Annotated in this window: 12 protein-coding genes and 1 pseudogene; 5 read left to right on the top strand and 8 right to left on the bottom strand. The window is 73.1% G+C overall.

Annotated features, from left to right (window positions below; genetic code table 11):
• Positions 1-106: 106 nt before the first annotated feature.
• Positions 107-415, top strand: coding sequence for a hypothetical protein (locus H297_RS36210; RefSeq protein ID WP_051351809.1), 309 nt, complete (start codon positions 107-109; stop codon positions 413-415).
• On the opposite strand, the pseudogene H297_RS41555 reads toward H297_RS36210, so the two are convergent.
• From H297_RS41555 to H297_RS0113530, 4 genes and pseudogenes are all read right to left on the bottom strand, one after another.
• Positions 396-867 (bottom strand): annotated as a pseudogene (locus tag H297_RS41555) (GNAT family N-acetyltransferase). The gene H297_RS36210 and the pseudogene H297_RS41555 overlap by 20 nt on opposite strands.
• A 74-nt stretch (positions 868-941) precedes the next feature.
• Complete coding sequence (locus H297_RS0113540; RefSeq protein WP_037794050.1) at positions 942-1,688, bottom strand: AroM family protein; 747 nt, start codon at positions 1,686-1,688, stop codon at positions 942-944.
• Positions 1,689-1,690: 2 nt separating this feature from the next.
• Entirely contained in the window at positions 1,691-3,403 is a 1,713-nt protein-coding gene (locus H297_RS0113535) for an OPT/YSL family transporter (RefSeq protein ID WP_027737493.1), read from the bottom strand.
• An 82-nt stretch (positions 3,404-3,485) separates the two neighbouring features.
• On the bottom strand, positions 3,486-4,478 hold the full coding sequence (locus tag H297_RS0113530) for a DUF1177 domain-containing protein (protein ID WP_027737492.1): 993 nt from the start codon (positions 4,476-4,478) through the stop codon (positions 3,486-3,488).
• Positions 4,479-4,808: 330 nt separating this feature from the next.
• Between H297_RS0113530 and H297_RS0113525 the strand changes: the two genes are divergently transcribed.
• Entirely contained in the window at positions 4,809-5,654 is an 846-nt protein-coding gene (locus H297_RS0113525; protein ID WP_051351808.1) for an IclR family transcriptional regulator, read from the top strand.
• A gap of 41 nt (positions 5,655-5,695) precedes the next feature.
• Complete coding sequence (pepE, locus tag H297_RS0113520; protein WP_027737490.1) at positions 5,696-6,430, top strand: dipeptidase PepE; 735 nt, start codon at positions 5,696-5,698, stop codon at positions 6,428-6,430.
• Between the two features lie 211 nt (positions 6,431-6,641).
• Here the strand turns inward: pepE and H297_RS0113515 are convergent, their stop codons facing one another.
• Complete coding sequence (locus H297_RS0113515; RefSeq protein WP_027737489.1) at positions 6,642-7,292, bottom strand: NAD(P)-binding domain-containing protein; 651 nt, start codon at positions 7,290-7,292, stop codon at positions 6,642-6,644.
• A 97-nt stretch (positions 7,293-7,389) separates the two neighbouring features.
• On the opposite strand from H297_RS0113515, the gene H297_RS0113510 reads away from it, so the two are divergent.
• Together H297_RS0113510 and H297_RS0113505 are read left to right on the top strand one after the other, a co-directional pair.
• Entirely contained in the window at positions 7,390-7,800 is a 411-nt protein-coding gene (locus H297_RS0113510; protein WP_051351807.1) for a winged helix-turn-helix transcriptional regulator, read from the top strand.
• 89 nt (positions 7,801-7,889) lie between these two features.
• On the top strand, positions 7,890-8,585 hold the full coding sequence (locus H297_RS0113505; RefSeq protein WP_027737487.1) for a helix-turn-helix domain-containing protein: 696 nt from the start codon (positions 7,890-7,892) through the stop codon (positions 8,583-8,585).
• Positions 8,586-8,673: 88 nt separating this feature from the next.
• Here H297_RS0113505 and H297_RS36205 read toward each other — a convergent pair whose 3' ends face one another.
• From H297_RS36205 to pucL, 3 genes are all read right to left on the bottom strand, one after another.
• Positions 8,674-10,188, bottom strand: a complete 1,515-nt coding sequence (locus H297_RS36205) for a nucleobase:cation symporter-2 family protein (RefSeq protein ID WP_051351806.1) — start codon at positions 10,186-10,188, stop codon at positions 8,674-8,676.
• A 311-nt stretch (positions 10,189-10,499) separates the two neighbouring features.
• Positions 10,500-11,897 carry an 8-oxoguanine deaminase gene (locus H297_RS0113495; protein ID WP_027737486.1) on the bottom strand — a complete coding sequence of 466 codons (1,398 nt, stop codon included), beginning with the start codon at positions 11,895-11,897 and terminating at the stop codon, positions 10,500-10,502.
• A 220-nt stretch (positions 11,898-12,117) separates the two neighbouring features.
• A complete protein-coding gene (gene pucL / locus H297_RS0113490) occupies positions 12,118-13,053 on the bottom strand; it encodes a factor-independent urate hydroxylase (RefSeq protein WP_027737485.1) in 936 nt (311 codons plus the stop codon).
• Between the last annotated feature and the right edge of the window lie 5 nt (positions 13,054-13,058).

The following is a 13,058-nucleotide window of genomic DNA, read 5'->3' as shown; positions in this document are numbered from 1 at the left end:
ACGCCACCGAGAACGGCACTTCCCGGCTGACCGCGGACGACTGCGGCGGCAGCGCCGACACCCGCGAAACCGACTACACCGCTACACGGTCCCGGTACCCGCCTCGGTGTCCGAGCGCCTGACCACCCGCGGCGGGGCGATCGCGGTGCGCGGTACGTCCGGGCGGGTGCGCGCGCAGACCGGCGGCGGCAGCGTGCGGATGCTCGCCTCGGAGGCGCGCGAGGTGGCGGCCGTGACCGGCGGCGGCAGCGTCACAGGGACCTTCGCCGCCGTCCCCGGCTTGCTGCGCTACGAGACCGGCGGCGGGAAGCGGACCGTGACGGTACCCACCGACGGAGCGGCGCCGCACCGGGTCACGATGCGGACCGGCGGCGGCGACGTGCCCGTCCTGCGGGTCAGGCACCCAGGGACTTGAGGCTCTCGCCGGTGAGGCGGACGGTCCACCCGTCCTGCGGCCACACGTCCAGGGACTCGTAGAAAAGGCGATCGCGGGGGCGTTCCAGTTCAGCACGGACCACTTCAGGCGCTCGTAACCGCGCGCGACGCACAGCCGGGCCGGCTCCTTGAGCAGCGCCTTGCCGTGTCCGCCGCCGCGGGCCGCCGGCCGCACGTGCAGGCCCTCCAGATGGATGCCGTGCACCCCCGCGCCAGGTGGAGAAGGTGAGGAACCACAGGGCGAAGCCCACCGGCCGGCCCTCCGTGTCCTGAGCCAAGTGGACGTGCGCGGCGGGCCGTTCGCCGGACAGCGCCTCCCGGAGCTGCTCCTGAAGGGCGCGGGCCTCCTCCAAGTGCCCGCTCGTACTGAGCGAGCTCACGGATCATCGCGTGGAGGACGGGGACGTCGGCGGGGACAGCGGCGCGGATCATGACCGCAGGCCAGCCGGGCGCCTCCTGCCGCCCCTGCCGGTCCGCCGGCCGGGACGTGCGGCAGGTGGGAAGGGCTACCCGGCCGCCGTCGCCACCTCCGCCGCCAGGCGGACGGCCAGGGCGCGGGCCAGCAGGACGGGGTGGTCCGCAGCCCGGGCGGCCGCACGGCGCATCGACTCGGTGTAGCCGATGCAGTCCAGAACGAGCCGACGGCTGCCCGCCTCGACGAGCTTGCGCGCCGCCGCGGCCGTCTGCTCATGGGCGTCGGCGGCGTACGGGTTGGCGGGCTCCACGTGCAGCTTGCCCGGCAGCAGCAGCGACCAGCGGCGTGCCACGTCGGCGGCCTGCTCGGGGAGCGGGCAGACGATGCCCACCGGGGCGTCGCCCACCAGCGCCCGCACTCCGTGCTGCACCAGCGGCTCGGCGTACAGGACGGGGTGGGGGCGCCCCGCGGCCGAGGGTCCTGCGCCGTCGGGTACCGGCGGGAAGTTCCCGGTGCACAACAGCAGCGTGGCGGCGGCGCCGTCGGCCGCGCAGCGTGCCACGGCGTCCCGCAGCCGGGGCGCGAGCGCGTCGTGCCCCAGGACGACGGAGCCGCCGTCGCGCAGCCGCGAGATCAGCGGCGCCTCCCCCGGTGCCGGGGCCAGCGCGGCGCGGGTGCGCTCGCCCTCGGGACCGTCGAAGACGTCCTCGTCCAGGGCGCCGTGCTCGCAGGGGCGCACTCCGCCGAGGAACGGCGCGAGGTCCCCGGCGAGGTCGGTACGGGGCGCCTGGCCGATGGTGACCAGCCCCAGGACCGGTCCGCTGTCTGCTGCGTTCATGGTCACACCGCCTTGTAGATCTGGCTGACGTCGTTGAGCGAGCTGCCGGCCACCAGACCGGCGCCCACCAGCGCCAGGTCGTTGTCGGCATCGATGCGCGGATCCGACGCGGCATCGGCGGCATCGGCGCCGGCCTGCCGGTGGCGCCGCACCTTCCGGCGCGACCAGCCGATGCGGACCGCCAGCGCCGCCAGCACCAGCCAGCCGGCCTGCGGGGTGGCCACCAGCAGACCGGTCGCCAGCAGGACGCCCATCTGGCGGGAGGAGCCGCCCAGCAACTGGATCAGCGCCCCGGGGATCGCCCACAGCGCCATCATCGTCAGGGCATGCGTGTCGGTGAGCCCCGCCTTGATGGTGTCGACGTACACCTGCGCGACCGGCGGCACCCGGCCGTCCTCGAAGAACGGTTTCCAGGTGACGACCACGACCAGGATGGCCACGGCGAAGCCCACGAGCTGGGCGATGTACTGCTGACGGCGCCCGGCCATCTCGTACGGGTGCCAGGGCACCGCGCCCTTGCGCAGCAGCCAGCCGGCCTTGAAGTCGAAGCCGACGTCGGCGAACGCGGGCCCGGTCGAGGCGGCGTAGCCGACCAGCAGGGCCAGCGGCACCGTGGGGATGCCCAGCACCAGGCCGAGGATCAGGAAGATGAGCGTGACGGCGAAGGCGGGGAACCAGCCCGAGTGCATGGCCGCCAGTCCCACGATGAGCTGGTGCACCAGCGCGGCCACCCCGGCCAGCAGCACCCAGCCGACCAGCCCGGCCCCTCCCATGCCGCTGAGTACGCCGCCGGTGAAGGCGATGAACAGGGCGCCGACGAGGAAGAGCGCGAGGCCTTCGAGCAGTCCGCGGCGCAGCCGCCGGGCGTCGACCGTGCGGGCCTCGGGGTCGAAGGCGCCCTCCCGGTCCCGGGCCGGCTGCTCGGCCGGTTCGCCCGTCCCCCGCGCGCTGCCGCGGCCCTTGCGGTCCCGCATCAGCAGCACCGCCTGCACCAGGGCGACGAGCCCGGCGCCGATCATGACGCCGTGCGGCACGTAGTCGGCCGCCAGGTCGACGTGCAGCAGCGTCGGCGCGTACTGCGCGACCAGCAGGCCCACCCCGAACATCAGCAGCGCCCAGATGTTGCCCAGGAAGGCCACACCGGCCGCGCTCATCGGCAGCTTGAACAGGGAGCCGACGAAGCCGACGACCGCACTCACCCCCAGCAGCCCGGCCTTGCGGCCGCCCTCGTCCCCCGCCTTGATCGTCTCGGCCGCGGCGATGCCCGCGGGCCACGCCGCGGACGCCGGGAGCAGCCTGGAGTCGAAGACCCGGTAGAGCACCCAGCTGTCCACGGCCAGACCGATGACGGCGCCGCCCAGCATGGGCCACACCAGGTGCGGCTTGCCCAGCAGGAACGGCACGGCGATCGGGGTGACCAGCGAGTTCGCGGCGGCGAAGGTCGAGCCGGAGATCGCGGACTGGACCAGGTTCTGCCGGTGGGGGTCCCGCATCCGCGACAGTGCCGCGAAGGAGACGCGGCCGATGAGCATGGCGATGAGCGCGCCGATGACGGAGGTGTTCGGCGCGATACCCAGGGTGGTGATCAGGACGAGGCCGATCACGGCGCCGAGAACGGACAGGACGACCGTCACCACCAGGGTGACGGGCTCCAGCGCTCTGGGATGGGTCCGCGCGGCTTCGGGGGCCGGGGCGGCCGGTGGGGAGGTGCTCATACGGATCTGTCTTTCCGGGTGCGCATGCGATGCGGGCGGTGCGGGCGCCCGACGGCGGGCGGCCCGCACCGGGCGGGGGCGGTCAGTCCTCCACTGCCCCGTCCGTCGACTGCAGACGGGTCATCGGACCGTAGAGGTCGACCAGACGGGCGAACTCGTCCTGGTCGTGGAAGCGGGCGGCGCCCCGGCCGTACTCCTTCGCGGCCTCGACGGCGAACCGGCTCGCCGCGGCGATGTCGGTCTCGTGGCTGGCGCCGGTCGCGCAGCCGGCGACGGCCGGTCCGGTCGTCAGCGCGAGGCCGACGACCGGCGCGGAGGTCGCCACGCACGGCTGCATGATCGAGTTGATGTGGTGGACGCCGTTGCCGTAGGGCGTGATGTCCTGCGTGGTGATCGGCAGGACCCGGGCATCCTGGCCGGTGACGGTCTCCAGCAGGCCCAGCAGGTCGTCGCTGACCCGCAGGATCCAGCCCTCCTTGACCGTCGGCGAGAGGGCGACGCCCCGGTGGTTGAGCAGCCGGTTGCCCTTGGTGGTGTCGATGGAGACGACGGCGTCCATGGCGGCGTCGATCTCCTCACGGTTGCAGTCCAGGATCGAGACCGGCGAGTCCATGAACGGCACCGGGTCGTGCGGCCGGGTGGGTGCGTCGGGGCACACGTGGGTGGAGACGATCACGTCGCCTTCGAGCACGTCGCCGCGCCCGTACATGTCCAGCAGCTTCGCCGCCGCGGCGAGGGCCGCCACGGCACCGTCCGCGTCCGAGACGATGCCGGTGCGCTCGGGCCGGGCCCCCACGCCGCCGAGCCGGCCGAGAACGCCCAGGGTGGGGGCGCCGCCGCCCGTGCGGGCACCGGCGCTGCCGGGCACGACGACCTTCACGAAGTCGGTGCCGCCCTTGGCGCCCTCGACGCGGGTGACGCGGATGTCGACCTGCTCGGTCACGGCGGCGGGGTCGGTGTGCCCCGCCTCGGTGACGGCCCGGTCGAGCACCGCGCGCAGGTGGGCGGCGAGCGACTGCCCGTCGGCCTGCGGCCGGTCCAGAAGGTCGATGACGTCGAGTACGTGCTTGAGCACCGTGAGCTCCTTGATACGGGTGGTGCGGTGGTACGGAGTGAGGCGCGGCATGCGGCGGGGGCCGCTGGCGAGGGGGGCCGCCGCAGGCTTGCACGGGAGGCCGTCCCGGTGCCGCAGCCCCGGGAGGGAGGCGGCTTCCCGGAGTCGGGCCGCCAGGGGCGCCGGGGCCCGGTGGCGGCCCAGTGGCCCAGTGGTCCAGTGGTGATCCGGCGGCGGTCCGGTCGGCCTCGCCAAGGGGTGGGGCGGGGTGGCCGGGTGGGGCTGCGGGTGGCTGTTGGCCGTTTCCGCCAGGTTGCTCCCCCGATTCCGTCAGAGCAACCTTTTCCCTATATGCGGGACAGTGAATCGGGTAACGGTAGGGTGCCTCGTGTGACCACCGATCGAGGAGCACCGCTCCAGACCGCGGACCGCGTTCTCACGGTCCTGCTCGCCTTCACCCACGACCGCGAGGAGTGGGGCGTGACCGACCTGGCCGCCGAGTGCGGCTGGGACAAGTCCGTCACCCAGCGCCTGCTGGCCTCGCTCGCGCACCGGGGCTTCCTGGTGTCCGACGCCGTCACCCGGCGCTACCGGCTGGGTCCGGCCGTCTGGCACATGGCGACCGCCTGGGAGCGGCACGGCGGGATGGCCGCGCTCGTCCGTCCGGCACTGCGCGAGCTGGCCGCCGTCAGCGGAGTGACCGCCCTGTTCGCCGTGCCCGACGGCGCCCACCTGCGCTGCGTCGACTCGGCCGACGGCACCCACGGCCCGCTGCGGGCCTACCGGCTGGCGGACGAGCTGTATCCGGGGCACGCGGGCGCGACCTCCCGCGCCTACTTCGGCATGCTCACACCCGGGGCCCGTGCCGCGCTCCTGTACGGGCGCCCCATGGCCCGCTTCAGCGAACTGACCGTCACCGACCCGGTGCGGCTGGAGGAGCTGATGACCCGGGTGCCGGCGGAGGGCTTCGCCTACTCCGAGGGCGAGTACGACCCGGCCACCGCCGGGCTGGCCGTCCCCGTGCTGGTACGGGCGCAGCCGGTCGGCTCGCTCACCCTCGTCGGGCCGCACGACCACCTCGCCGACCGGCAGCAGGAGCTGCTGGTGCCGATGCGCTCCGCCGCGGAGGACCTGGGCGAGCTGCTGACCCCGCGCCGGGGGCGGGGCGCTCCGCGCCCGCGCAGCCCCCGAAGCTGACCTGACGACACACCTGGAAAGGCTGGATCCCCATGGACCCCATGAAGCTGTTGCTGCTGTCCAACTCCTCCGCGCCCGGCCGGGGTTACCTCGACCACGCCGAGGAGGTGATCGCCGAGCACCTCGACGGGGTCGAGGAGCTGCTGTTCGTCCCGTACGCACTGGCCGACCACGACGGCTACACCGCCAAGGTCGCCGCCTTCATGGAGCGGCTCGGCATCCGGGTCCTCGGGGTGGACACCGCCGCCGATCCGCGCGCGGCGGTGGCGGGTGCGCGGGCCGTCTTCGTCGGCGGGGGCAACAGCTTCCGGCTGCTCGCCGCGCTCCAGCAGCGCGGCCTCGTCGAGGCGGTGGCCCGGCGGGTGCGGGAGGACGGCGTGCCGTACATGGGGTCGAGCGCCGGCACCAACATGGCCTGCCCGACGCTGCGCACCACCAACGACATGCCGATCGTGCAGCCCGCCTCCTTCGAGACGCTGGGCCTGGTGCCCTTCCAGATCAACCCGCACTATCTGGACCCGCAGCCGGACAGCGCCCACATGGGCGAGACCCGCGAGGAGCGGCTGTCCCAGTTCCTGGAGGAGAACGACGTGCCCGTCCTCGGCCTGCGGGAGGGCACGTGGCTGCGCCGCTCGGGACCGAGCCTGGAGCTGGGCGGCGTTCCAGCGGGTGCCCGGCTCTTCACCGCCGGTGCGGAGCCCGTGGAGTACGCCCCCGGTACGGACCTGAGCGCCCTGCTGACCAGGCCGGCCCGGTTCGACGTCCGTCCCGCCTGACGCCCGCGCCCGGCACGGAGGCGTCAGGCGCCGGGCCGGACCGGCGTGGGGGCGTTCGAGGCAGTCGGCCGCCGTCCGGCGCGTCCGACAGCCCCGTCCCGCCGACGGCGCACACTCGTCGGGGCGGTCGGACGGCGGCCTGCCCGGGTGTCCGGGCGTGGGCCCGGCCGCCCCGGGCCGGTTGCGTGTTCCCCGGTTCCCCGGCGAACCTCTACGCCGCGGGCGCCTGGGCCGGTTCGGGGAAGGCGAAGCGGGGCTGGGCACCGGACCACCACGCGCCGATGGCGAAGACGGCCGCACCCTCCAGGTATCCGGCGCGATGGAGCCCCCCGCACGGCAGCGGCGTGCACCCCATGGAGTCGACGAGGCCGCTCACCTGTGCCAGGGCCGCCGGGTCGTCCCCGCACAGCGGTACGGCCAGGGCGGCGCCCTCGAACGTGGGGCGCGGCATCGTCCAGATGCTGACGTGACACACGTTGAAGGCCTTGACCACGTGCGCCGCGGGGGCGGCTCGGGCGAGGCGCCGGGCCACCGGTTCACGGTCGGTGGCCGGTGCGAAGACCGGGCCGCCCTCGCCGGGCACCAGGTCGTTGGTGCAGTCGATCAGGACGCGGCCTGCCAGCTGTGCGGCGAGGCCGCGCGCTGTCTCGACGGCCGCCTCCGGCGGGAGCGCCGCCAGTACCGCGTCCCCGTACGTGGCCGCCTCGTCGAGCGTGCCGTGCGCGGCGGCACCGATGTCCGCGGCGGTCGCGGCGGCCGCCGGCTCCCTCCGGCCGCCGACGAGTACCTCGTGCCCGGCCCGCACCCACGCACCGCCGAGCGCCGCGGCCATCCCGCCTGTTCCCATGATTCCGATACGCATGCGTCACTCTTCCCGTGAAGTCGCCGGTTGGTGAAGCGCCACGGTAGGCAGGCCGATGGACACCGTTCGGTGTCCCTCGGGGAGGCACGATGGCGGCATGGAAGAACGCGAGAGCTCACCCGCCTTCGACCCGACCGCCACGCTGGACCCGGACCCGCCCTACACGGCCGACTGTCAGGCACGCGTCGCCTTCGAGATCCTGGCCAACCGGTGGGACAGCGTCGTCGTCTACACCCTCGCGGAAGCCGGCCCGCTGCGCCCGCGTGCGCTCCTGGAGAGGATCGGCGGGATCAGGGCGAAGGTCCTCAACGACGCGCTGCGCCGGCTGGAGCGCAACGGACTGGTGGAGCGGCACTCTTACGCCGAGGCTCCGCCCCGTGTCGACTACGCGCTCACGGAGGCGGGCGCGGCCCTGCTGCCTGCGATGCGGGCGATGGGGGCCTGGGCGGCGCGCTACGCGCACGTGGTCCTGGGCGCGCAGGAGCGGTTCGCGCGAGTTGGCCGTTAGGTGCCTGTTTCGATGGAGGTTTCTCCAATCCCACGGTTGGGGCGAACACACGGTAGGCAGCCGGAGAGGGACCTCCGTACGTTGTGCCGATGCGCTACGGCACGTCACGGGGGCAGGCGGGGAGTTCGTTCGACGGCGCGGCCGCCCGGCGGCTGCGCGACGGTCTGCGCCTGACGCCGGACGATGTCGCGTACGGGATGCGCGCCGCGTACGGGATGACCGTCGACGGGCGCACCGTCGCGGCCTGGGAGGCCGGGGTCGCCGCCCCCGACGAGCGGCAACTCGCCGCGCTCGCGGGCGCCCTGTGGTGCTCGGCCGCCGACCTGATGGGCAGCCCCGGGACGCTGCGCGAGTACCGCATGGCCCGCGGTGTCTCCCGGGCCGACGTGGCGCTGGAGCTCGGGATGGACCCGGACGGCTACGCCCGGATCGAGGACACCGGCACCTGGACGGGCGACGCGCGGCAGGCCGACGCGCTCGCCCGGGTACTGGGGCTGCCGGTCCCGGCGCTGATCGAATTCACCGGGCAGGACGCGGAGTTGGCGGCCACGCTGCGGAAGGCCGCCACCACCCGCTGGCAGGCGTACGTGAACCCCGTCTGCGCGCTGGTGCCGCTGCCGCGCCAGTACGTGGCGGAGGGGCTGCGCACCCTGCACGCCGAGTACCAGTCCACCACCGCCGCCTCGCTGGGCTGGGGCCAGCCCGCCTCCGCCGGCTCGCGCGAGGCGGGGCGGGAGTACCTGGCGCAGGTCCTCGCCCACTTCTGGCGGGCGATCGAGAGCTGAAAGGGCCGCGCTCCCGCGGGCGTCGGGTGCGCGCGAGGGCGCCCCGTCCGAGGTTCGGGCGGGGCGCCCTCGCGGTGTCCGGAACGCTTCAGGCCGGGGCCCGGTCGGCGTCGGCGGGGGTGCCGTGCCCGGCTGCGCCCTCACGGCCCTCCCGCTCGTAGGAGATGCCCTCGCCCGGTTCCATGGGGTGGGCCACCACTTCCTCGTCGCGCCGGGACCGGCCGAGGTGGTTGAAGATCAGGTTGAGGACGATGGCGGTGACGCAGCCCGTCGAGATGCCGGAGTCCAGGATGATCTTCGCGCTGTCCGGGAACGCGTGGTAGAAGTCGGGCGCCGCGATCGGCACGATGCCGACGGCCAGCGCGGTACCGACGATCAGGACGTTGTTGTCCTTGCTCAGATCGGCCTTCATCAGCGTCTGGATACCGCTGGCCGCCACGGAGCCGAACAGGACGACGCCCGCGCCGCCGAGGACCGGCTGCGGTACGGAGGCGATCAGGCCGGCGGCCATCGGGGAGAGGCCCAGCAGGATGAGGATGCCGCCGGCGGTGGCGACCACGTACCGGCTGCGGATCCGGGTCATCGCCACCAGGCCGATGTTCTGCGCGAAGGCGCTGCACATGAAGCCGTTGAAGAAGGGGCTGATGACGGAGCCGAGCATGTCGGCGCGCAGACCGCCCGCGATGGTCTTCTGACCCGCGGGCCGGTCGACGACCTCACCGAGCGCCAGCATGTCCGCCGTCGACTCGGTCATCGTCACGAGCATGACCACGCACATGGACACGATCGCCGGGATCGCGAACTGCGGGCCGCCGAAGTGGAAGGGCGTGGGGAAGCCGACGGGGTCGGAGTCGGTCACCGCGGTGAAGTCCGTGATGCCGACGGGTATCGCGATCAGCGTGCCGATCACGAGACCGATCAGCACCGCGATCTGCTTCAGGAATCCGGTGGTGAACCGGCGCAGCACCAGCACGATGACCAGGGTGAGGCCCGCCATGCCGATGTTGGCGAAGTCACCGTAGTGCGGGTCCTTCGCGTCGCCGCCCTGCGCCCAGTTGAACGAGACGGGCATCAGCGAGACGCCGATGAGGGTGATGACACTGCCGGTGACGACGGGGGGGAAGAACCGGATGAGCTTGCTGAAGAACGGCGCGATGACGAAGCCGAGCGCGGCGGCGACCATGGTGGCGCCGAAGATGACGGGAAGCGTGTCGTCGGGCCCGGCGGACTTGTTGATCGCCAGCATCGGCGCGACCGCCGCGAAGGTGGCACCGTTGACGAAGGGCAGCCGGGAGCCGATCCGCCAGAAGCCGAGGGTCTGCAACAGCGTGACGACCCCGGCGAGGAAGAGACTGGCCCCCGTCAGGAACGCCAGCTCGGTCGGAGAGAGGCCTACCGCGGCGCCGACGACGAGCGGGGGTGCGACGACCCCCGCGTACATCGCGGCGACGTGCTGGAGGCCGGTGGTGAACAGCTTCAGCGGCGGCATGCCTTGGTCGACCGGGTGCTTGCCCTCGGCAGGGCCCGGTGAGCCCTGGCCCGGTACGTCCCCACTGCCGTCCGCCGTCTTTCCTTGCGTGGTGAACCTGGGCGTCTTGGCCACGGGGTCCTCCTGTCGGTTACGGCGCCGCGCGGCGCCCGTGTTTCCGGAGGTGTTGCGATGTGCAAGGTGGTGCTTGGGGGTGCTGCTGGGGTGCGGGGTGCCGCCGGGGGGTGCGGCGGCCCGCGGGGTGTTGCGGTGCGCCCGTGTGAGGTGTCCGGAGCATGACAGGGGCCAGGTTTCCGGAGCCAGGGTGTGACCGAACCGGCCGGGAGCCGTCCCTCCCGGCCGGTGGCTGTGGGATCGGCCGAAGCGCCGGGGCGCTCTGCTCGGCCTGCGGGCAAGGGAACAGCCCGCCGTGCGTGCCCGCCGGGTCAGCCGGCGCCCGCGGCGATCGTGGCGAGGCGCCGGGCCTCGACCCGTGCACCACGCGCGATCTCGTCCTCGTCGGCGCGGACCAGATGACCGTCCTCGACGACCCGCAGGCCGCCCACGAGGGAGAGCGTGACCGGAGCCGCGGCTCCCAGGACGAGCGCGGCGACCGGGTCGGCAAGGGTGGAGTGACCGAGCCCGTCGAGCTTCCACAGCACGACGTCGGCGAGCTTGCCCGCCTCCAGCGATCCCGTCTCCTGTGCGCGGCCCAGCACCTGGGCGCCACCGTAGGTGCCCAGCCGCAGGGCCGCACGCGTGGTGAGCGCCTTCTCCCGGTGCGGGCCGAGCCGGTTGATCAGCAGCGCGTTGCGCAGTTCGGTGTGCAACTCGCCCGATTCGTTGGAGGCCGTGCCGTCCACGCCGAGGCCGACCGGTACGCCCGCCGCCAGCATGTCGGGGACCCGCGCGATGCCGGCGGCCAGCCGCGCGTTGGACGAGGGGCAGTGCGCCGCACCGGTCCTGGTGCGGCCGAACGCCTCGATGTCCGCGTCGGTCATGTGCACGCAGTGCGCCATCCACACGTCCTCACCCAGCCAGCCGACCGACTCGAAGTAGTCGGTCGGGCCCATGCCGAACAGCTCGTGGCAGAAGGCTTCCTCCTCCGCCGTCTCCGAGCCGTGGGTGTGCAGCCGTACGCCCTTGCGGCGCGCCAGTTCGGCGGCCTGGCGCATCAGCTCCGTCGAGACGGAGAAGGGCGAGCAGGGCGCGACCGCGATGTGCAGCATCGAGCCGAACGAGGCGTCGTGGTACGCGTCGATGGCCTTCTCGGTCTCGGCCAGCGCGCCCTCCAGGGTCTCGACGGCGAAGTCGGGCGGCAGCCCGCCGTCCGACGCGCCGCGGTCCATGGAGCCGCGTGCCGCCGTGAAGCGGACACCGAGTTCGCCGGCGGCCCGGATCTCGGCGCCCAGCAGGTCGCCCGCACCGCGCGGGAAGACGTAGTGGTGGTCCATCGCGGTGGTCACGCCGCCGCGGGCCATCATGCCCAGGGAGCCGCGTGCCGCCTGGTGGACCATCTCCTCGTCGATCCGCGCCCAGGTGGGGTAGAGGGCGACGAGCCAGTCGAAGAGGTGGGAGTCCGTGGCCAGGCCGCGGGTGAGCCACTGGTAGAAGTGGTGGTGGGTGTTGACCAGGCCCGGGGTGAGCAGGTGCCCCGTACCGTCGATGCGGCGCGTGACTCCGGGGAGGTTCTCGGGGGCGTCACCCGGGCCGACGGACTCGATCCGGTTGCCGTTGACCACGAGATGGCCGGTCGCGTACTCGGTGTCCTGCGCGTCGACCGTCGCGACGGCACACTTCTCGATGACGATGCGGCCGCCGGCCGCGTCCTGTTGGTCCGCCATGGGTCCTCGTTCGGGGGGTCGGCCGCCCCCGCCAGGGCTCTTCCCGTCGCCTCCCGGGGCTCCGCCCGGGTCCCCCAGGAGGCGTCCCGGGCTCGCGTGGCCCGCAGGGAACGGACCGCCTTCCCGCACGGGCCCCGCTCGAAGGCGCGGGCCCGTGCGGGGAGTGCGCGGGGCCGGAAACGGTTCCCCGGGAGGGGGAAGGGATCAGGCAGGGGTGGTGTCAGAGGTTGGTCATGTCCACGGGTATGCGGGGGGTGGCCCCGTCACGCAGAACGGTCGCCTCGATCAGGCCGTACGGCCGGTCCGCGGCGTAGTAGACCGCCCCGTCCGCCGCCTCGTTCTTGATGTCGAACGGGGACAGGTCGACCTTGAAGTGGTGCTTGTTCGGCATCGAGAAACGGATCTCGTCGATCTCGGGCCGGGAGTTGATGACGCGCGAACCCATCTGGTAGAGGGTCTGCTGCAACGAGAGGGAGTAGGTCTCGGCGAAGGCGTGCAGCATGTGCTTCTTCGCCTGGGCGTAGGACTTGTCCCAGTTGGGCGTCCGCTCCTCCTCGGCACCGGTGTAGTTGTGGCGCCACACGGCGCTGACCGAGGTGGCCAGGATGCGGTCGTAGTCCTCCTTGAGCGAGGTGTAACGGTCCTTGATGTAGCCCCAGAACTCCGAGGCGGTGGAGTTGAGGACCGTCAGATCCTTGAGGCCGGAGAGCACCTCGACGCTCTCACCGTCGTAGGTGATCTGCGCGGTGCGGGTCTCCTGGCCCTTGCGTACGAAGGAGTGCTTGACCTCGTCGGCGCCGATGAACTTCGAGTTGGCGTCGGAGGTCGGGATGCGCTCCCACTCGTACTCCTCGATCCGGATGCGGGCCCGGTGGATCGGCTCCGTGTTGTCGACGAAGTGCCGGGCCAGCAGCAGACCGTACGCCTCGGCCGACTCGATGCCGTACTCCTTGGCGAAGGCGAAGCACGTGTTCTTGGTGGTGTCGGTCGGCAGGACGTGGGCGTTCGAGCCGGAGTAGTGGACGTCGTCCAGGTCGCCGCTGAGGGCGACCGAGACGTTGAGGTCCTTGATGTGGTGTGTGTCGCCGTCCCGCGTGATCTTGACGACGCGGTTCTCCGCCTTGCCGTACTGGTTCTGGCCGAGAATCGTGGGCATAGGTG

This window comes from Streptomyces sp. CNT360 (genome assembly GCF_000424785.1).
The sequence above is the reverse complement of the archived record's forward strand: the minus strand, read 5'-3'. Positions and strand labels throughout refer to the sequence as shown.